Source organism: Marinobacterium lacunae, from assembly GCF_000705555.1.
GTDB classification, from domain to species: Bacteria; Pseudomonadota; Gammaproteobacteria; order Pseudomonadales; family Balneatricaceae; genus Marinobacterium_D; species Marinobacterium_D lacunae.
Window position 1 is genome coordinate 123,324 of the sequence record NZ_JMQN01000018.1, and the last position, 19,851, is coordinate 143,174.

Consider the following 19,851-nt stretch of genomic DNA (forward strand, 5'->3'; position numbering starts at 1 on the left):
CCTACACGCCTATAATCCGTACTGGCTTTTCGATTGATTGGGTACAAGATGTCTGGCTTTCATTGGTATGTCGTGCAATCCAAGCCGGGGCAGGCTGCACGCGCCTGTGCCGAGCTTGAGAATCAAGGCTATGACGTTTTTTTCCCTCAAGTCGGCGTTGAAAAGATCAAGCGAGGAAAACGCGTTGAGCAGATCGAGCCACTGTTTCCCGGCTACCTGTTCATCTACCTGTCGGAAGTTGAGAGCAACTGGCGCCCAATTCGTTCCACTCGCGGCGTAGCTCGGATGGTCAGCTTTGGCAACAATCCCGCCATCGTGCCCCACAACGTGGTTGAAGCGTTACGGAGCAAACTGCGCAGCGACAAGGAACCCGTCCATCAGCTTCAAGTGGATCAGAAGGTCGAGATAGCGGAGGGCCCCTTCCGAGGCCTCGACGCAGTCTTTCTTCAGTATGACGGTGAACAACGTGCCTTCTTGTTACTGGAGCTATTGGGACGCTGGCAGAAGCTGTCTGTCGATCTTAAAGACATTAAGGCGCCCTGAGGCGCCTTTAAGTCATGCTTTGGATGTTAGATAGGCACGCCAGCCGCCAAAGCGGGTTATCTCCACAGCCCCTTGAAGACCGTATGGCTCACAAATAAAGCCGCTTACACTGCTGCCATCCGCCAGACGCACCTTGCCGATACCCAGGGGGGCCGGAATTCCGGCAACGAAACTACCAAACTCGGCAGCCGGCATTGACCAGATCTCGACATCAATCGCAGCACCCTCTGCTTCATCGAGTACCAGTCCTGGCCGATACGGCGGGCCGCCAGCAAGCGCATACATGCGATAGACCGGGGCGGTAGCCGTCGCCTGCTTCAATACCGCCCCTCGTTCGCTCAGTTGCCAGTTAAGGGGTAACCCTTCCAGATGCGCTCCGCAAACCAATACGTCTATCCAATCCGGGTTGCTGACCGGGTTAGTATGCCGCCCTGCCTGCTCGGCACTTGCTTTGCCAGCCGGCTCTACACCTAGCGGTAGCGCCAGCCCCTGCTGAATACGATTGGCGATCGACAGCAAGGCACGGTCGCTGAAGTGATGACCCACTAAGGTGATGCCAAAAGGCATTCCTGCATCGGTGAACGTGGTTGGCACCGCTACTGACGTCATATCCAACAGGTTCATAAAGTTGGTGTAGTAACCGAGCTGGGAATTGTAGAGGATCGGCTCCTGCAGTAACTCTTCAACGGTGAACAAACGTCCGGCTGTGGGGGTCAGCAGGCAGTCCAGCCCCTCCATCTGCGCCAGGCACTTCTGCTTCAGCACTTCCAGGCGGTACTGCGCCTTGAACAGATCGGTAGCCAGGGGCCTGCCGCCCGGTTCAATGATCGCACGCACCACTGGATGGATAACCTCCGGCTTTTCATCGATCAGCGGCTGACAGGCGATATAGCGCTCGGACACCCAGGGGCCTTCATACAATAGCAGCGCCGCCTCGTTAAACGGCTCGTAGTCGATCTCGACGAATTCAAACTCCAGGCCGCTCAAGCTATCCAGCGTCTCTCTGTAAGCTTTCTCATACGCTGCATCACCGAAGAACTTCAACTGCGCCGCTGGAATGATGCCGACCTTGAGTGCCCCTTGGCGATATCCATAGTGGCGGCTCTGGTTAGCAAAGGGGTTGGCCCGGCTATAGCCATCACGCTCATCAAATCCTTCTGCGCACGCCAGCACTTCATTGGCATCATCCGCAGTCAGGGCGAAGATACTGATGCAGTCCAGGCTGCGGCAGGCCGGTACAAGCCCTGTGCTGGATAGCAACCCTCGCGTCGGCTTGAGCCCCACCAGGTTGTTGAAACAGGCCGGCACCCGGCCGGAACCGGCGGTATCGGTGCCCAGACTGAAACTGGCCAGGCCCAGCGCAACCGAAACGGCGGAACCGGCACTGGAGCCACCGCTGATGTACTGGGGATCAAAGGCGTTGCGTCCCGGCCCATAGGGTGAGCGCGTACCATTGAGACCGGTGGCGAACTGGTCCAGGTTGGCCTTACCTACAGGGATGGCACCGGCATCGATTAATTGCTGTACCACCTGTGCGCTCTCGCTCGGCGTGTAAGCAAACTCGGGACAGCCTGCTGTTGTCGGGATGCCGGCCAGATCGATATTGTCCTTGATTGCAAAGGGGATACCCCAGAGCGGATGACTGTCGATTGCTTTGTGTTCCAGCGCCTCCAGGTAGGGCTGCAGTTCCGCCTCGGTCAGCTGATGGATCCAGATATTACGGTCGGTATACTGCGCTGAACGTTCACGAATATCGTCCATCAGTTGAGTGGGTGTCAGGGTACCTGCTGCATAGGCGGCGCGCAGACGCGCAATGGTCATTTTGCTGCTCATATCGATCTCCTTAAACCTGCTCGTCCAGTACAGACGATTCAATCACCACCAGTGCCTGCCCGGCATTCACCCTTTTACCCGCGCTCAACAGCATATGGCTGACAACGCCCGCGCAGGATGCATGGATCGGAACTTCCATCTTCATCGACTCCAGAATCATCAACGTCTGTCCCGCCTCTACCGTGTCACCCACTTTCACCTCGGTCTGCCAGACACTGCCTGAAACCGGGCTATCGACGACCTGGCTGTCCTCCGGCCAACTTTCCTGCTGGTCAGTGACTTCAACCTCCTCGGTCTCGAAGTTGAACTGCCCATTGGCATGCCAGCACGCCAGCTCCTCTTCGAATGCGGCATTGCGCTTCTCCTTGAAAGCTTCGATATCCGCTGCGTTCTGTTCAATGAACTGCTCATAATCGGACAGCGAGAAGCTCGACTCCTCGATCTTGAGCGGATAACGGCCCTGCGGAAAATTGCGGCGTATCCTCTGCAACTCGTCGTGACTCACCTCGTAGAAGCGGATCTGATCGAAAAAGCGCAGCAGCCAGGGGTTCTCGAACTCCCGGGTCTGGCGATAGCGGTTCCACATCTGCAGTGTGCGACCGACGAACTGATACCCACCTGGCCCCTCCATGCCGTAAACGCAAAGGTAGGAACCGCCGATACCAACGGAATTTTCCGCGGTCCAGGTCCGCGCCGGGTTGTACTTGGTGGTGACCAGACGGTGGCGTGGATCGATCGGTGTCGCCACCGGTGCGCCCAGATAGACATCGCCGAGGCCCATCACCAGATATGATGCATCGAAAACGACCTTCTTCACCTCGTCGATAGTTTCAAGCCCGTTGATACGGCGGATAAACTCCAGGTTGCTGGGGCACCAGGGCGCATTCTTGCGTACCGACTGGTCATATTTCTCGATCGCCAGACGGCAGGCCACGTCATCCCACGACAGCGGGATATGCACGATGCGCGAGGGTACGGTGAGCTCGGTCAGCTGTTCGGCCAGCGACCGTTCAGCCTTTTCCAGATGCTCAAGCAGCTCGGCATGACTGAGTTGCTGGGAGTCGAAATGGATCTGCAATGAACGGATACCCGGCGTCAGCTCACGCAGACCCGGCAAGCGGTTTTTCTGTAGCCACTGCATCAACGCATGGGCACGAAAACGCAAGCGGACATCCAGTGCCTGCTCACCATACTCCACCAGCAGGAAGTGATCGCCCGCGGCACGGTAGACGATCTCGTCTCCAAACTTTGAGGCATCCAGGGTTTTCAGAATCGGGGAGGTAAGCTCCACCGGTTTCCACTCTAAGGTCTGTTCAGTCAAGGAGGCTATCTGCGCCATCTGCGCCCGTTCCAGCGCGACCGCCTGCTCGATGGAAACCGGCACGAAACGTACCCTGTCTCCTGCCCTGAGCTGGCCCAGCTTCCACAGGTCCGCCGTGATCACCGTGGCGGGACAAACGAAACCGCCCAGAGAGGGACCATCCGGCCCCAGGATCACCGGCATATCGCCGGTAAAGTCCACGGTACCAAAGGCGTAGGCGTTATCGTGAATATTGGAGGGGTGTAACCCCGCCTCACCGCCATCCTTGCGGGCCCAATTCGGTTTCGGGCCGATCAGACGTACGCCGGTGCGGCTCGAGTTGTAGTGGATCTCCCAGTCGGTGGCAAAGAAGGTATTGATATCCTCAGAAGTAAAAAAATCCGGCGCGCCATGGGGGCCGTAGATCACCCGCAGTTGCCAGGAGTTGGACAGGGCCGGCTTCAACGCCTCTGGCAGCACAACCGGGGTTACCGGCTCGGCGGAGGCATCCAGCTTCAGCACATCACCGGCACGCAAAGCCCGTCCGTTATGACCGCCGAACTGGCCCAGAGTAAAGGTGGATTTGGAACCAAGGTAATCGGGGCACTGAAATCCGCCACGTACCGCCAGATAAGAACGCGCACCAGTATCCTTGATCCGCCCCAGACTCAGTTGCTGACCCGCTTTCACTTCGACCACCTGCCAGAGCGGCAATGACCGATCATCCAGCCTGCCCTCAATCTGAGCGCCGGCCAGTACAATCTGGGTATCGCTGGCGAAGCTCAGCACCGGTCCCTGCAGCGTAATCTCCAGTGCCGCAGTATCCTCGGCGTTCTGCAACAGGCGGTTGGCCAGACGGAAGGCGTAACTGTCGAATGGGCCCGAGGGCGGCACACCCACATCCCAATGCCCCATGCGGCCGGGGAAGTCCTGAATCGTCGTTTGCGTCCCCCCCTGGATCACATCGATCCGTGCCGGGTGGTATACGAAACTGTTCAGATAGCGAGTAGTCACTTCGCCCTTGGCCAGCACGTCATCTCGGCTCAACGCACGCAGATAGCCCAGATTGGTTTCACTGCCGTAGAGTCGCGTATCGTCCAGCGTCTGCTGCAGCTTGGCCAGCGCAGCATCACGATCCTCGGCATGCACGATTATCTTGGCCAACATCGGGTCGAAAAACGGCGGCACATCGATGCCGGACTCGATCCAGTGGTCGATGCGCACCCCCTCACCTGCTGGAAACTCCACCTCGGTCAACAAACCTGCGCAGGGCTGGAAACCCTTGTAGGGATCTTCGGCGTACACGCGCACCTGTATAGCATGGCCACTAGCTTTTAGTTCGCCGCGTTTGGTATCCAGCGCCAGCACCTCACCTGCGGCCTGACGCAGCATCCACTCGACCAGATCTACACCGTAGACCTCCTCGGTCACGCCGTGCTCCACCTGCAGTCGGGTATTTACCTCAAGGAAGTAGAAAGCGTCGGTGTCGGCATCGTAGATAAACTCCACGGTACCGGCGTTGCGGTAGCTGACACTGGAGAGCAGTTTTTCGGCGGTGGTGTGCAGCTCGACGCGCACCTCATCGCTCAGATTGGGCGCCGGGCACTCCTCCACCACCTTCTGATTGCGGCGCTGGCTGGAACAGTCGCGCTCGCCCAATGCCAGCGCACTGCCCTGACCATCGCCAAACACCTGCACCTCGATATGGCGAGCCCGCTTGATAAACTTCTCCAGAAACACACCATCGTCGGCAAAGTTGCTGGCTCCCAGGCGTTTGACGCTGTCGAAGGCGCCGACCAGTTCCGCTTCGTCATGGCACAGCTGCATGCCGATACCGCCGCCACCGGCGGTACTCTTCAGCATCACCGGGTAGCCGATCCGCACAGCTTCGCTTTTTGCGGCATCCAGATCGGTCAGCAGATCAGAGCCGGGCAGCAGCGGCACACCGGCGTTAAGCGCCAACTCACGCGCCCGGTGCTTAAGGCCAAACGCCTGCATCTGCTCAGGCGTCGGGCCGACAAAGGCGATACCCGCCGCTTCGCAGCGACCCACGAAGCTGGCGTTCTCGCTGAGGAAACCGTAACCGGGATGGATCGCCTGGGCACCACTCTCAGCCACGATCTGCAGCAGGCGCTCCACATTCAGGTAGGTATCGGCGGCACCGCCCTCGCCCAGACAATACGCCTCATCAGCCAGGCGCACGTGCAGGCTGTCGGCATCACAGTCGGCATAGACGGCGACCGAACCGATACCGAGGCGCTTGAGGGTACGAATAATGCGGGTGGCAATGGCACCGCGGTTGGCAATCAGAACTTTGGTAAACATGGTCAAAACCCTGATGCGGGTCGTCCCGCTTTTTGATTTCAACAGTGGTCGTCCACTGAGGGGCTTGTATCGATATCAGTTATCCCAGACGAGCAGCTCGACCGGCGTTGGGTTATAGCCATTGCAGGGGTTGTTCAGCTGCGGACAGTTGGAGATCAGCACCACCACATCCATCAACGCGGTCAGTTCCACGTACTTGCCCGGCGCGGAGATGCCGTCTTCAAAGGTCAGTCCGCCCTCTTCCGTTACCGGCACGTTCATGAAGAAGTTGATGTTGTGGCTGATATCGCGCTTCTCGATGCCGTACTCCGGGTGCTCGGCGATCGCCAGCATCCAGCTGTCGCGGCAGGCGTGCATGCAGCGTTTCTCGAGGTCGTAACGCACCGTGTTGCTTTCGGTGGCGCAGGCGCCGCCCAGTGTGTCGTGGCGACCACAGGTGTCGGCGACGATCTCCAGCATCGGCGTATTCTCGTTGGAGCGCAGCACCGAGCCGGTGGTCAGGTAGACGTTGCCCTGCTCACGGATGGTATCCATGGCGCTGTAACGCTCGCTGGGGTCGGCAGCACTGTAGAACAGGGTGTCGGCGGCCTGGTTACCCTCCAGATCGAGGATCCGCAAGGTCTGGCCCGCTTTGACGGTGCCGATGTAGTAGTCACCGGCATCGATCGTGGTGCGGGAAACAGCCTGCTCCGGCTGGCGTGTACTTTCGGTCAGCATGGCGCTCTCCTTATCTGCCCAGGTGGTACAGGGCGTTGTTCTGGAACCCGCGTCGATTTTCCGGGCGGAAGTTCAGGCAGTAGTCGTCATCGGCAACCGGTTCCGCCTCGCCCAGCTCGATCCGTACCGGCTTGCGGGGATACTCGGCAGCGGTGCTAAGCGGATGGGGGCAGGTATGCAGCAGCACCAGAGTGTCCATCTCGAAGCGCAGCGTAACGCTGCTCCCCGCTGCGCTATGCCCCTCGACCAGCGCCATATTGCCCTCGGCATCGGTGCCCACCTTGCTGAACCAGTTGATATTGGCCGCCGTGTCGGCGCGGCCCAGCCCGTACTTGGCCAGTTCCACCAGAAAGGCGTCATAGCCGTTCTGGTGCCAGTCATTGCGGTCGTTCTGGTAGTCACGCTTGCCCCAGCGCGCGGCGACCTGATCGGCATGGCTGTTACCGCAGACGGTTTCATGCCAGCCCAGACTGTCCTCGACGATGGACGCAAAGATGCGCCCCATATCGGAGTAGAGGCAGTTGCCCCGGGTCAGCTTGAAGGTGTGCTGGCATTTCAGCGTATCGGGAGCGTTGTAGCGCTCGAGCAGGTTTTCCGGGTTGTAGAACAGCATGCCGACGTTTGCGCCACCGACGATATCGGTCAGCCGCATCAGCGTGCCCTTGCGCAGCCGCAGCGACCAGTGGCCGCCCGGTGCGATCTCTGTTGTGTATTGGATCTCGTTCATCTCTTGTTTCCTTCTCAACCTCGGTTCAGACGGTATTTCAACGCTTTGCCTTTATGCCGCTCAGGCGAGCTGAGCAACGGGCCTGAGGTTGTCATCAATCTCTTCGTAGGTTGCACGGTCGAGCTTGCCCACCGGCAGGTCGTAGGTGATGCTGGCGCCGTAGGCGTTTGGGGCCTGGGGGTCCTGTCTGAGCTTGTCGAACACCCAGAGCCGGGTGCCGAGGTAGAACCCCTCTTTCAGATCGTGGGTGACCATGAACACGGTCAGCTTGTGCTCGTGCCAGAGGTTCAGCACCAGCTCATGCATGTCGGCACGGATGCCTGGATCCAATGCACCGAACGGCTCGTCCAGCAGCAGGATGCGCGGCTTGCCGAGCAATGCCTGGGCGATGGCAAGACGCTGCTTCATGCCGCCGGACAACTCGTGAGGATACTTATCCAAGGCTTGGCTGAGCCCCACCTGATCGAGCATCGCTTTCGCTTCATCACGGGCCTGGCGTTTAGCACCACCGAACAGGTAACCGGTGATGCCGTTACGGGCGAACGCCTTGGCGGTCATCACGTTTTCCAGCACGGTCATATGCGGAAACACGGAGTACTGCTGAAACACGATGCCACGATCCGGCCCCGGCTCATCCGGGATCGGCTTGCCATCGAGCAACATCTCACCACTGGTGGGCGTCTCCGTGCCGAGCAGCATCTTCAGGAAGGTGCTCTTACCACAGCCGGAGGTACCGACCATGGTGACGAATTCACCCTCGGCCACCGACATGTTGATCCGCTCCAGCACCACGTTGTCGCCGTAGCGTTTCCACAGGTTCTTTGCCTCTATCATTTTTGGGGCTTCGATCATCAGCGGCCTCCTTGTACGTTCCAGGGGTAGAGCCGGCGGCTCAACCAGGCCAGTGCGATGTCGAGCAGGAACGCCAGCAGCGTAATCCAGGCCACATAGGGCAGGATCACATCCATTGACAGGTATCGACGTACCAGGAAGATGCGGTAACCCAGGCCGTCGGTGGAGGCGATCGCTTCCGCCGCAATCAGGAACAGCCAACCGGCACCCAACGACAGTCGTACCGCGTCGATCAGCTTCGGCATCAACTGCGGCAGTACCACGCGGATCAGGATCTGCAGCGTACTGGCGCCCAGCGTTTGGGCCTTTACCAACTGCTCTGAAGGGATCTCTTCGGTGCGGCGTTGGATATCGCGGGCGATAAACGGCGTGATGCCGATGGCGATCAGTACCACTTTGGACAGCTCACCCAGGCCAAACACGATGAACAGGATCGGCAGCAGAGCCAGTGGCGGCACCAGCGAGATCACCGTCAGCAGCGGCGAGACTCCGGCACCGATCATCGGTAGCGCACCGGTCAGCATCCCCAACAGCAAGCCGATCAGCGCGGCGATCACCACACCCAACCCAAGCCGGGTCAAACTACTGCCGGTATCGGCCCAGAACAGGTACTCGCCGGTGCGCTTGCTGGGCTCAAACGCCATGCGGTGGATCGCATCACCCATCTGCGCAAAGCTGGGTAGCAGCTTGTCGTCCGGGTTCAGCTCCAGACGGGCGTCGGAACCGGCCATGTAGATCAGCAGTAGCAGTACGAAGGGCAACAACCCCAGCGACATTCGCAATACCGATCCCGGCGTCTTGTTGATCATTCGTTTCATGAAAGATCCCTGCGGGGGCACACGCCCCCGTTCCGGTTCTTCAGGAGATTAGAGCTGGCCGTCGGCCGCCATCTGCATATACGTGGGATCGAAGCGCAGCTTGATATTGCTCTCGCTGCCGAATACGCCTGAGGGGGTTTCGATACCGATGAAACCGGCATCCGGGGCACCCTCACCGAGCAGGCCATGATCGAAGGAGAACTCGGCCACATGCTGCATAGTGGTTTTCAGGGTATCGCTGTTGGTCAGCTCAAGCGCGGACTGAGGGGTGTAGAACATCTCGGTACTGGCCAGCTGCGCATCGTACCCAGCCAGATCGGTACCGGACGCCTGTGCCATGTAGGTACGGACCGCTTCCGCCTCCACGCCAGTGCCGCTCATCAGTCCCATGATCTCGTACCAGGCACCGACCAGCGCCTTACCCAGCTTCGGGTTCTCGGCCAGGGTATCGGTGTTGACCACCAGCAGGTCGATGATCTCGCCCGGAATCTGGGAGGAGTCGAACACCTTGTGCGAGTCGGGCATGGCGGTGATTTCGCTGAGCAGCGGGTTCCAGGTCACGACAGAAGTAACATCGTCGGTGCCGTAGACGGCGACCATATCGGCATCGGAGGTGTTGACCACCTGCACGTCCGCCTCGGACATACCGGCGGTTTCAAGACCGCGTGCCAGCAGGTAGTGGGATACGCTGAGCTCGACCAGGTTCACGTTCTGGCCCTTGATATCGGCCAGAGACTCTTTGCCCTTCAACACAACGCCGTCGTTACCGTTGGAGAAATCGCCGACGATCAGTGCGGTGCTATCCACGCCACCGGCCGCGGGGATTGTCAGCGCATCCATGTTGGTCATGGTACAGGCGTCGAAACCGCCGGCGGTGTACTGGTTGATTGACTCGACGTAGTCGTTTATCTGCACCACATCGATAGTGATGTCGTACTTGTCGGCCCACTTCTTGACGATCCCCTCTTCGGCGCCATAGGCCCAGGGCATCCAGCCGACATAGATCGACCAGCAGATCTTGAAATCATCTTTGGCAAAGGCGGTGGGAGAGATCAGTGCAGCAGATAGAGCGAGTGCGGACAGCTTTTTTGCAGAAAATTTCTTCATGTCGAACCTCTTCAGCTTCAGTTCCAGAATGCGTTTCGGTCTGCGTTCAGGGTGTCACGGTTGTTACGGAGTACTCTTGGCCAATACGCCAAACAAGTCTCCCGGGCTTTTGTCCCGCCGTGTAACCCATCGCAGAGCCCTAACGCTCAGCTGAGAGGTCGAGTGCTCTCGGACCAGTCGTCACCTTTCATTTGGAGGTGACCGGAACCCTAGCGCTCTATTTTCCAGATTGTATTCGCCGTATCGCCAAGAGTACGGTTGATTAGGCCAGTACAAAGATCGGGCCAAGTATGACGCCGCCTGCATAAACCACGATCCGCCGCCATCTTTTACCCTTTGTATTTCAGCCGCTTAGCGGCTTATTTTCTTTTCACACCAGTGCCCTACCCTCACTGGAAGGCGGCTCCTTAGCGAAACGCAAATATGCACCATTACCGATCAGTAACGCACCATAACAGCACAAACAAAGGTTCGCCGCCCCACTTTCAAAAGCTTATTCACGGTTTCCACGGAGTCACAACACGCCCCTGGAATAAGCCAAATATAGTTGTTGATCCTCGCGGACGGTCTGTATACATTTGGAAGCGCCCCAAGGACAGGGAAGGCTGAAACAGGATGATCAGCACGTCACAATCTTTCAGGACTCGTGTTTGCAAAAACAATCACGTGGACCTGACACCGAACATACCCACTGGCGTACTCACCAACGTCATTTTGGTCCTGCAGACTGACCCTAGCGAAAGCGTTCAGCCCGAGAGCACAGCATCCTCCGCAGGCCAGTCTTTATATCCGTCAATTTCCGCTATCCCCCTGCGTCAGATACCCGTACCAACAATAACAGCCGCTGGAGCCCCGCTGTCTATGGACATGGTCTTAATGGTCATAACGAAACGACAGAATGGTCTCCATCACCCCAATTTTTCAAATGCCAAGGAGTCGCGTTATGTCTGAAGGATTATTCAAACGCATAGGCCGACTGGTGTCGGCTTCTGCCAATTCACTGGTCGACAGTCTGGAAAACGCCGCACCATCTGCCGTTATGGAAGAGGCTATTCGCGAAATCGACCGCGCCATCAGCGAAGTGCGTGCGCAACTCGGCAAGGTTGAAGCCGCACGCTATCTCAGTGCCAAAAGTCTGAATAGCGACAATACGCGTCACGCGGAACTTCAGCAGCAGATCAGCCTGGCCGTTGCCCAAGGGCGGGACGACCTGGCGGAAGCGGCCATATCACGCCAGATGGATATTGAAGCCATGATCCCGGTGGTGGAAAAAAGCATTGCTGATAGCGACGCCGAAATTAAGGAGCTGAACGCCTATATTCAGGCCCTCCAGGCCAAAAAGCGCGAAATGCAGGAGACCCTGAGCGAGTATACAAAGGCCAGTGGTGCCGCGGTTCAGGCCGAGCATGCAGGCTCCGCTACGGTGGAAACCCAGGTTGAACAGGCAACCGATGCGTTTAACCGAATACTGAACACAGCGGGCGCGCCGGGCGTCAGTAGCGGAGATGAGCGCAAACTCGCGGAACTGGATCAACTGGCGCGCCAGAACCGTATTCAGGAGCGTCTGGCCCGGGTTAAATCGCAGGCGGACGGTTAATGGCCTTTCTGTTTGCAGACGCTAACTACCCCTTTGCCGTTGCGCTGGTACTGATGCTGATCATCGCTGTGCTCGAAGGGGCACTGGTGGTGATCGGTATGGGGCTGTCGCAGTTTGTTGACGCTCTGCTGCCGGAAGTCGATCTAAGCGTCGATGGTGATACACCCAACCTAGGGCTGAGCCGTTTTCTTGCCTGGTTGCGTATCGGTCAGGTGCCGGTTCTGATCATTCTGGTACTGATACTGATGCTATTTGGCCTTAGCGGCGTAGCACTGCAGTCACTGATGCAATCCACCCTGGGCTTTACGCTTCCTGCAATCGTCGCAACAGTGCCGGCATTGGCCGTGGCGTTGCCCCTGACGCGTCTGCTGGCCGGCATGTTGGGCAAGGTACTGCTCAAAGACGAAACCGAAGCGGTCTCCACCGCATCGTTCATCGGCCAGGTCGCCACCATCACGCTGGGCGAAGCCCGCGAGGGCAGCCCTGCAGAAGCGCGCTTTCGTGACCGTTTTGGCACCACTCACTACATGATGGTGGAGCCGGATGATGGTGAATCTTACAGCGCGGGCGAGAGCGTGTTGCTGGTACAAAAACAGGGCGCGGTGTACCGGTGCATCCGCTCTGACAATCAACATCTGCAATAAAGACCATGGATTGCACTTAACCTTCAAGGAGTTTCAATGGATAACCTGTTTTCGGTAACGTTTTACGCTGGCATCATCTTTGTCGGCCTACTGGTTGTGGGCATGATTTTCGCCCGCTTATATACCCGCGCATCGAAAGAGCGCTCTTTTGTCCGTACCGGCATGGGCGGACAAAAAGTCATCATGAATGGCGGTGCAGTGGTACTGCCGGTCCTGCATGAGATCATTCCGGTCAACATGAACACGCTGCGTCTGGCGGTATCGCGCAAGGAGCAGGCGGCACTGATCACCAAAGATCGGATGCGTGTCGACGTGCTGGCGGAATTCTATCTGCGGGTAAAACCCGATACCGACGCCATTGCCAATGCGGCGCAGACGCTGGGGGTGCGCACCCTGGATCCGGACGCACTCAAGGAGATGATCGAAGGCAAGTTCGTCGATGCGTTGCGTTCCGTCGCAGCCGAGATGGAGATGGCCGAACTGCATGAGCAGCGCAGCCAATTTGTGCAGAAAGTGCAACAGGTGGTGAGTGAAGATCTGCTGAAAAACGGTCTGGAACTGGAATCGGTATCCCTAACTGGTCTCGACCAAACCCCACGGGACTTCTTCTCGCAGGATAACGTGTTCGATGCCGAAGGTCTGGCACGCATGACCCGCTCCATCGAAGCGCGGCGCAAGGAAGTGAACGAAATCGAGCAGGAAACCCGCGTTCTGATCGAACAGAAAAACCTGGAAGCGGAGCGTCAGCGTCTCGAGATTGAACGGGAAACCCGCTACGCGAAAATGGAACAGGAGCGTGAAATCGCCACCCGCGAGGCAGATCAGCAGGCCGAGATTGCCAAAGAGCGCGCGGACAAGGAGCGTAGCGCGAAGCAGGCTGAGATAGAGGCGCAACGCGAAATCGACCAGTCCAAGATAGCCGCCGAACAGGCTACCCGACTGCTGGAGATCGAGAAAGAGCGTCGTCTGCAGGAGCAGGAGATCGAGCGCGAACGTCAGCTGGCCGAGCGGCAGATTCAGAAACAGAAGGCGCTGGAGATCTCCGAGCAGGAGCGGGCCATTGCGGTAGCCGAGAAGTCCAAGGAGCAATCGCTGGCCGATAAACTGGCCAACGAAGCGCGCTCGGATGCGGTACGTGCCGAAGAGAAGGTAACAACCGCCAAGCAGGTGGAGATTGCCGAACGTGAGAAGGCGATTGAGTTGATCGAGGCGCAGAAAGAGGCTGAACGTCAGGCTACCGGAGTGAAAATCTCGGCCGAAGCGGAAAAAATGGCGGCGGAAGACAAAGCGGAAGCGCTGCGTCTTCAGGCGCACGCCGAAGCCGACGCTATTCGTATCAAGGTGGAGGCCGACCGCGAGAAATATGCCGTGGATGCTGAAGGTCAGCGTCTGATGAACGAGGCCCTGAACAGCTTGAGCGATGCGCAGATTGCGCTCAAGCGTGTACTCAGTCTGCACGACGCCTTGCCGGGCATTGTGCGCGAGAGCGTGAAGCCACTGGAAAATATCGAGGGTATGAAAATCATCTCTATCGATGGCCTGAGCCAGATCGGTGGTGAGCGCAGCGGCAAGGGAATGTTCGACAAGGAAGGGGCTGCCAACGACCAGAGCCTTCCGGAAGCGCTGGTGAACAGCGCACTGAAGCATCGCGCCATGGCTCCGCTGGTTGACTCGCTTCTGAAAGAGGCCGGTGTACAGGAGTTCGCCCGCGATCTGAGTAACTGATCATTATCTAAGTGAGCAGAGCGCAGCTAGCGCGCTGCTCACTATTCAGCCCTATCCCCGCTCGACCACCCCATAAACACATCGAAAAAATCGAATTAAGCTCAGTATCTTTCGATACTTTTGCCTACGAAAACCCTATACATATAACCTTCTAAAACAGCATGATACACTGCTTGACCTTACACGAAGATGAACTGCATGACTGACAGGAGTAATCCCCAGCCATGAATCTGATCTGGGTACCACTGTTGCCCCTGCTCGGCACTCTGGTGCCGCTTCTCACCGAGCGAGGCGGGCGAACACTTTGCGCCTGGGCAACCGCGCTTCTGCCCGCGCTTTCTCTGATGATTATCCTCAGCCACGCACCCAGCGTACTTTCCGGTGCCACGTTGAAAAGCGCCCTGCCTTGGATTCCGGCTTTGGATCTTGAGTTGGCGTTCCGGCTCGACGGATTGGGTTTGCTGTTCTCCCTGCTGATTCTCGGCATCGGCCTGCTGGTCATTCTTTACGCCCGTTATTATCTTTCGCCGAAAGATTCGATGGGGCGTTTTTACTGCTACCTGATCCTGTTCATGACAGCGATGCTCGGCATCGTGCTATCCAATAACCTGATCCAGCTTTGGGTGTTTTGGGAGCTGACCAGTATCAGTTCATTCCTGCTGATCAGCTTTTGGTCAGATAAGCGAGAGGCACGCCGCGGCGCACGCATGGCGCTGACCGTTACCGGTGCTGGCGGCATGGCACTGCTGGCGGGCATCCTGTTGATTGGCAACGTGGTCGGCAGTTATAGCCTCGATCAGGTTCTGGCCAGTACGATCCAGATTCGTGAATCCGGCTACTATCCGGCCATTCTGGTGCTGATGCTGTTGGGTGCGTTCACCAAGTCGGCTCAGTTCCCTTTCCACTTCTGGCTGCCTCACGCCATGGCGGCTCCCACTCCGGTAAGTGCTTACTTGCACTCGGCCACCATGGTCAAGGCGGGTATTTTCCTGCTGGCGCGTTTTTACCCGGTGCTTTCCGGCACCGATATGTGGTTCCTCATTGTCAGCCTGACCGGTTTGACCACGCTTCTGCTCGGTGCCTACTTCGCGCTGTTCAAGCATGATCTGAAAGGGCTTCTGGCCTACTCGACCATCAGTCATCTCGGATTGATAACCCTGCTGCTCGGCATGGACACGAAGCTGGCGGCCGTTGCGGCGGTGTTTCATATCATTAACCACGCCACGTTCAAGGCGTCGCTGTTCATGGCCGCCGGCATCATCGATCATGAGTCGGGCTCGCGCGATATGCGTAAGCTCAATGGCCTGTGGAAGTACATGCCCTATACCGCGACGCTGGCTATGGTTGCGGCCTCCTCCATGGCCGGCGTGCCGCTACTGAACGGATTCCTGTCCAAGGAGATGTTCTTCTCCGAGACACTGCACCAGAGCACACTGGGCTCTCTATCCTGGATCGTCCCGGTACTTGCCACCTGCGGCGGGGTGTTCTCGGTGGCCTACTCGTTGCGCTTCATCCATGACGTCTTCTTCAACGGTGAACCGATCGACCTGCCACGCACGCCTCACGAGCCGCCACGTTACATGAAACTCCCGGTGGAGATCCTGGTAGCGTTGTGTCTGCTCGTCGGCATTCTGCCCGGCTATGTGATCGGCGACCTGCTTAACAGCGCCTCGTCCGCCGTATTGCAGGGACTTGTGCCCAGTTACAGCCTTGCCATCTGGCACGGTCTCAACCTGCCGCTGGCGATGAGTACCGTCGCCCTGATCGGCGGCCTGCTGATCTACTACAACCGCCGGGTGCTGTTTCAGTTCCAGGCCCAGTTCCCGGAAAAGGATGCCAAAGAGGTCTTCGAAAGCCTCATGCAATCGATTATCGCGGGTTGTCGATGGCTCAATGAGCGGCTTGAAAACGGCTCGCTCCAGCGCTACCTGATGCTAATGCTGCTGCTCACCATCGCCTTGACCGCAGCGCCCATGATGTCGCTTAACCAAACCACCGGCAGCCGACCTCAACTGCCCGCAGACGGCGTCACCATAACAGGTGCTGCGCTACTGATTCTCGGCGCTCTGGCCACGGTGATTTGGCATCGCAAGCGCATGATCGCGCTGCTGACGCTGTCGATTGTCGGGTTGATTGTCTCGGTGACCTTCGCCCGCTTCTCCGCGCCTGATCTGGCGCTGACGCAGCTCTCTGTCGAGGTTGTGACCATCATTCTGCTGATGCTGGCGTTGTTTTTCCTGCCCCAGCGCACGCCCAAGGAGTCCAGCCCCCACCAGATGATGCGCGATCTGGCTCTCTCGGCGGCCGTGGGTGGCGTCGTCGGTACGCTCTGCTATGCCCTGATGACGCGTCCATTCCACTCCATTTCGGAATTTTTCCTTGCCAACAGCAAGACCGGCGGCGGTGGTACAAACGTGGTCAACGTGATTCTGGTGGATTTCCGCGGCTTCGATACCTTGGGTGAAATCACCGTATTGGGCATCGCGGCACTGGGGATCTTCAAGCTGATCAACCGCATGCGCTTGTTCATGCCGGCCGGTGACGAACGCGGACGCCCCTGGTCGGACGACCGTTACCCGATGATTCTGGCAGTCGTGTCACAGCTATTGCTGCCGTTGGCCCTGCTGGTCTCGGTTTACATATTCCTGCGGGGACACAACATGCCCGGCGGCGGCTTCATTGCTGGCCTGATCACCTCGGTGGCCATCATTCAGCAGTACGTGGCCCACGGTGTGGACTTCATCAAAGACCGCCTCAAGCTCAACTACCAGTGGCTAATCGGCTCCGGCCTGTTGATCGCCATGATGACCGGACTTGGCAGCTGGGTGGCGGGACGTCCGTTCCTGACCTCGTGGTTTGACCACTTCCATCTGCCGCTGATCGGCGACTTCGAACTGGCCAGCGCCATGCTGTTCGACCTCGGCGTTTACCTCACGGTAATCGGGGCCACTCTGCTGATTCTGGCCAACCTCGGCAAACTGACGACAGCCGAGCGTCCCGTGCTGACCAAGGAGGAGCTTTGATATGGAGATGACCTATGCACTCTGCGTCGGAATTCTGACGACCTGCGGGATATTTCTGGCACTGCGTGGACGCACCTTCCCGGTAGTCGTTGGGCTGACGCTGCTCTCGTATGCGGTCAATCTGTTCCTCTTTGCCAGCGGGCGCCTGAACGTGGAAGACGCAGCAGTGCTGATGGATGAGGCCACTCAGTACACCGACCCGCTGCCCCAGGCACTGGTGCTCACCGCCATCGTGATCGGCTTTGCCATGACCGCTTTTGCCGTCATTCTGGCAATGCGTGCACGTGCCGATCTGGGTAACGATCACGTCGACGGCCGCCTGCCAAGCATCACTGACGAGTCTTCGAACAAGGAGAGGCCGTAAATGGAACACCTGGCCATACTGCCGATCCTGATCCCGATGCTCGGCGGGGTGTTGATGCTGCTGCCGCCGATCAGTGGCGACCTCGCACGTCAGCGCTCACTTTCCCTGGCTGCACTGGGTGCGCTGATGCTTGTCTCACTGTGGTTGGTGCTACATGCCAACGGTGGAACCATTCAGCTCTATGTACTCGGTGACTGGACACCACCGTTCGGCATTGTGCTGGTTGCCGACCGGCTGTCGACGCTGATGCTCCTGCTAAGCTCTGCACTGGGCTTTGCCTGCATGCTGTACGCCTGCGCCGGAGATGACCGGCAGGGTGCCTATTTTCACCCCCTGTTCATGTTCCAGCTTATGGGCATCAACGGGGCTTTCCTGACCGGCGATATCTTCAACCTTTTCGTCTTCTTCGAAGTGTTGCTGATCGCCTCTTATGCGCTGCTTATACACGGTGGGGGCAAACAGAAAACCCGCGCCAGCGTACACTACGTTGTGCTTAATCTGGTGGGATCATCCATCTTCCTGTTCGCACTGGGTATCCTCTACGGCACACTGGGGACATTGAACATTGCCGACATGGCGCAGAAAGTCGCGCATCTGGATGCCGCCGAGCAAGCGATCGCCAGTGCCGGTGCGCTGATGCTGCTGGTGGTGTTCGGACTGAAATCAGCCATCCTGCCGCTACAGTTCTGGCTGCCCCGTACTTATGCCTCGGCCAGCGCCCCCGTCGCGGCGCTGTTCGCCATTCTTACCAAGGTCGGTATCTACAGCATCTTGCGTGTTTTTACCGTCATCTTTGGCGATGAGGCTGGCGGTCTTGCGCATATCGCAACGCCCTGGCTCTGGCCGCTGGCAATACTGACTCTGACCGCCGCCACCATCGGCGTACTGGCAGCCTCCAGCCTGCGTGAGCTGATTGCGCAACTGGTCGTGCTTTCGGTGGGGACACTGTTGGTCGGACTGGCGATGAACCGAATCGAATCCACCGGCGCACTGCTCTACTACCTTGTTCACTCCACACTCGTCTGCGCCGGTCTGTTCCTGCTCGCGGACATGATCGGCCGCCAGCGCGGCAAAGCCGAGGACCGTTTTGTCGCCGCACGGCGCATGTGCCAGCCGCTGGGCATCGGCATCGCATTTTTCATCGGTGCATTGACCATTGTGGGCCTGCCCCCCTTCTCCGGCTTCGTCGGCAAGGCATTGCTGCTGAAAGCGGCCGACATCGGTACCGAGGCTGCATGGGTCTATCCGTCGATTCTGATCGGCGGACTGGCAGCCCTGATTGCCATGTCCCGGGCCGGTACTACTCTGTTCTGGCACACCAGCCGGGAGCCCGACTCCTGCGAACGGGTCTCCCGTTTGCAGCTTGTCGCTGTATTCCTGTTGCTGGGCATGTCGCCTCTGCTGGTGATATTCGGCGGTCCGGTTTCCGATTTCACACTCGATACAGCAACGCAACTGCACGAAATGAGCCGTTCAGTCGATGCATTGTTGCCCGGAGGTGGCTCATGACAATCCCGCGCTCGCGCCGCTGGCTACCGATGCCGGCGCAGAGTCTGATCCTGTTTATTGTCTGGCTGTTGCTCAACAACACGCTGGCACCGGGACATATTGTACTGGGCGCCTTTCTCGCACTGGCGATCCCGATACTGGTCGCCCCCATGCAGATGGCCCAACCGCGGGTACGCAACCATCTGCTGGCACTGCGTTACACCCTGATGGTTCTCTATGACATTCTGGTCGCCAACTTCGAGGTAGCCATGCGCGTGATAGGACCGACACGCAAGCTAAAACCGGCTTTTGTGCCCATCCCGCTCGATATTGAAGGCGCCTTGCCGATTACTATTCTGGCCAGCACCATTTCTCTGACGCCCGGGACCGTCAGTGCGGAAGTGTCGGAAGACAAAAAATGGCTCTACATCCATGCGCTGCACACAACCGATGAAGCTGCTTTGGTCGCACAGATCAAGGCGCGCTACGAAGCGCCGCTGAAGGAGATATTCGGATGCTGAGTACGACCATCATCATTGTCAGCACGCTGATCTGTATTTCGCTGATCATGAATCTGTTGCGCCTGCTCAGGGGGCCCGACCTGCCGGACCGTATACTGGCTCTGGATACCCTCTACATCAACAGCATCGGGCTGATCCTGCTTTTCGGTCTATACAAGGGCTCTGCCCTGTATTTCGAAAGCGCTTTGCTGATCGCCATGCTGGGCTTTGTCAGTACCGCTGCAATCTGTAAATACCTGCTTCGCGGCGACATCATCGAATAGGAGC

At 58.2% G+C, this 19,851-nt stretch carries 16 protein-coding genes and 1 riboswitch; of the genes, 9 read left to right on the forward strand and 7 right to left on the reverse strand.

The features are described 5' to 3' along the window. Positions 1–48 precede the first annotated feature (48 nt). The gene (gene rfaH, locus ADIMK_RS07410) at positions 49–543 is read left to right on the forward strand and encodes a transcription/translation regulatory transformer protein RfaH (RefSeq protein WP_036185729.1); all 495 of its coding nucleotides are present in this window, start codon (positions 49–51) and stop codon (positions 541–543) included. Between the two features lie 12 nt (positions 544–555). Here rfaH and atzF read toward each other — a convergent pair whose 3' ends face one another. The 7 genes from atzF to ADIMK_RS07445 all read right to left on the reverse strand — a co-directional run bounded on the left by atzF (position 556) and on the right by ADIMK_RS07445 (position 10,222). After that, on the reverse strand, positions 556–2,376 hold the full coding sequence (atzF, locus tag ADIMK_RS07415; RefSeq protein ID WP_036185731.1) for an allophanate hydrolase: 1,821 nt from the start codon (positions 2,374–2,376) through the stop codon (positions 556–558). A gap of 10 nt (positions 2,377–2,386) precedes the next feature. Then, positions 2,387–6,001 (reverse strand): urea carboxylase, encoded by a 3,615-nt coding sequence (uca, locus tag ADIMK_RS07420; RefSeq protein WP_036185732.1) that lies wholly within the window; start codon positions 5,999–6,001, stop codon positions 2,387–2,389. Positions 6,002–6,076: 75 nt separating this feature from the next. Next, positions 6,077–6,718 (reverse strand): urea amidolyase associated protein UAAP2, encoded by a 642-nt coding sequence (locus tag ADIMK_RS07425; RefSeq protein ID WP_036185733.1) that lies wholly within the window; start codon positions 6,716–6,718, stop codon positions 6,077–6,079. Positions 6,719–6,728: 10 nt separating this feature from the next. Further along, entirely contained in the window at positions 6,729–7,445 is a 717-nt protein-coding gene (locus ADIMK_RS07430) for an urea amidolyase associated protein UAAP1 (protein ID WP_036185739.1), read from the reverse strand. Positions 7,446–7,505: 60 nt separating this feature from the next. After that, on the reverse strand, positions 7,506–8,297 hold the full coding sequence (locus tag ADIMK_RS07435) for an ABC transporter ATP-binding protein (RefSeq protein WP_197027500.1): 792 nt from the start codon (positions 8,295–8,297) through the stop codon (positions 7,506–7,508). Further along, a complete protein-coding gene (locus ADIMK_RS07440) occupies positions 8,297–9,115 on the reverse strand; it encodes an ABC transporter permease (RefSeq protein ID WP_036185741.1) in 819 nt (272 codons plus the stop codon). The genes ADIMK_RS07435 and ADIMK_RS07440 overlap by 1 nt, the downstream gene beginning before the upstream one ends. Before the next feature lie 48 nt (positions 9,116–9,163). Continuing rightward, complete coding sequence (locus ADIMK_RS07445) at positions 9,164–10,222, reverse strand: putative urea ABC transporter substrate-binding protein (protein WP_051692669.1); 1,059 nt, start codon at positions 10,220–10,222, stop codon at positions 9,164–9,166. Between the two features lie 96 nt (positions 10,223–10,318). Beyond that, positions 10,319–10,446: riboswitch (guanidine-I (ykkC/yxkD leader) on the reverse strand. A 719-nt stretch (positions 10,447–11,165) separates the two neighbouring features. Between ADIMK_RS07445 and ADIMK_RS07450 the strand changes: the two genes are divergently transcribed. From ADIMK_RS07450 to ADIMK_RS07485, 8 genes are all read left to right on the forward strand, one after another. Then, positions 11,166–11,819 (forward strand): PspA/IM30 family protein, encoded by a 654-nt coding sequence (locus ADIMK_RS07450; RefSeq protein ID WP_036185746.1) that lies wholly within the window; start codon positions 11,166–11,168, stop codon positions 11,817–11,819. Continuing rightward, positions 11,819–12,463: a YqiJ family protein gene (locus ADIMK_RS07455; protein ID WP_036185749.1), complete on the forward strand. Its 645-nt coding sequence runs from the start codon at positions 11,819–11,821 to the stop codon at positions 12,461–12,463. The genes ADIMK_RS07450 and ADIMK_RS07455 overlap by 1 nt, the downstream gene beginning before the upstream one ends. Before the next feature lie 36 nt (positions 12,464–12,499). Beyond that, positions 12,500–14,188: a flotillin domain-containing protein gene (locus ADIMK_RS07460; RefSeq protein ID WP_036185752.1), complete on the forward strand. Its 1,689-nt coding sequence runs from the start codon at positions 12,500–12,502 to the stop codon at positions 14,186–14,188. Between the two features lie 224 nt (positions 14,189–14,412). Then, the gene (locus ADIMK_RS07465; RefSeq protein WP_036185756.1) at positions 14,413–17,211 is read left to right on the forward strand and encodes a monovalent cation/H+ antiporter subunit A; all 2,799 of its coding nucleotides are present in this window, start codon (positions 14,413–14,415) and stop codon (positions 17,209–17,211) included. Position 17,212: 1 nt separating this feature from the next. Then, positions 17,213–17,575: a Na+/H+ antiporter subunit C gene (locus ADIMK_RS07470; RefSeq protein WP_036185757.1), complete on the forward strand. Its 363-nt coding sequence runs from the start codon at positions 17,213–17,215 to the stop codon at positions 17,573–17,575. Continuing rightward, positions 17,576–19,084, forward strand: coding sequence for a monovalent cation/H+ antiporter subunit D (locus tag ADIMK_RS07475; RefSeq protein WP_036185758.1), 1,509 nt, complete (start codon positions 17,576–17,578; stop codon positions 19,082–19,084). Beyond that, entirely contained in the window at positions 19,081–19,584 is a 504-nt protein-coding gene (locus ADIMK_RS07480) for a Na+/H+ antiporter subunit E (RefSeq protein ID WP_036185759.1), read from the forward strand. Before ADIMK_RS07475 ends, ADIMK_RS07480 begins: the two co-directional genes overlap by 4 nt. Then, complete coding sequence (locus ADIMK_RS07485) at positions 19,578–19,847, forward strand: K+/H+ antiporter subunit F (RefSeq protein ID WP_036185760.1); 270 nt, start codon at positions 19,578–19,580, stop codon at positions 19,845–19,847. The genes ADIMK_RS07480 and ADIMK_RS07485 overlap by 7 nt, the downstream gene beginning before the upstream one ends. Positions 19,848–19,851 lie beyond the last annotated feature (4 nt).

Coding starts and splice junctions, on each gene's coding strand:
- rfaH (WP_036185729.1), top strand. CDS start 49: ATGTCTGGCTTTCATTGGTATGTCGTGCAATCCAAGCCGGGGCAGGCT.
- atzF (WP_036185731.1), bottom strand. CDS start 2,376: ATGAGCAGCAAAATGACCATTGCGCGTCTGCGCGCCGCCTATGCAGCA.
- uca (WP_036185732.1), bottom strand. CDS start 6,001: ATGTTTACCAAAGTTCTGATTGCCAACCGCGGTGCCATTGCCACCCGC.
- ADIMK_RS07425 (WP_036185733.1), bottom strand. CDS start 6,718: ATGCTGACCGAAAGTACACGCCAGCCGGAGCAGGCTGTTTCCCGCACC.
- ADIMK_RS07430 (WP_036185739.1), bottom strand. CDS start 7,445: ATGAACGAGATCCAATACACAACAGAGATCGCACCGGGCGGCCACTGG.
- ADIMK_RS07435 (WP_197027500.1), bottom strand. CDS start 8,297: ATGATCGAAGCCCCAAAAATGATAGAGGCAAAGAACCTGTGGAAACGC.
- ADIMK_RS07440 (WP_036185741.1), bottom strand. CDS start 9,115: ATGAAACGAATGATCAACAAGACGCCGGGATCGGTATTGCGAATGTCG.
- ADIMK_RS07445 (WP_051692669.1), bottom strand. CDS start 10,222: ATGAAGAAATTTTCTGCAAAAAAGCTGTCCGCACTCGCTCTATCTGCT.
- ADIMK_RS07450 (WP_036185746.1), top strand. CDS start 11,166: ATGTCTGAAGGATTATTCAAACGCATAGGCCGACTGGTGTCGGCTTCT.
- ADIMK_RS07455 (WP_036185749.1), top strand. CDS start 11,819: ATGGCCTTTCTGTTTGCAGACGCTAACTACCCCTTTGCCGTTGCGCTG.
- ADIMK_RS07460 (WP_036185752.1), top strand. CDS start 12,500: ATGGATAACCTGTTTTCGGTAACGTTTTACGCTGGCATCATCTTTGTC.
- ADIMK_RS07465 (WP_036185756.1), top strand. CDS start 14,413: ATGAATCTGATCTGGGTACCACTGTTGCCCCTGCTCGGCACTCTGGTG.
- ADIMK_RS07470 (WP_036185757.1), top strand. CDS start 17,213: ATGGAGATGACCTATGCACTCTGCGTCGGAATTCTGACGACCTGCGGG.
- ADIMK_RS07475 (WP_036185758.1), top strand. CDS start 17,576: ATGGAACACCTGGCCATACTGCCGATCCTGATCCCGATGCTCGGCGGG.
- ADIMK_RS07480 (WP_036185759.1), top strand. CDS start 19,081: ATGACAATCCCGCGCTCGCGCCGCTGGCTACCGATGCCGGCGCAGAGT.
- ADIMK_RS07485 (WP_036185760.1), top strand. CDS start 19,578: ATGCTGAGTACGACCATCATCATTGTCAGCACGCTGATCTGTATTTCG.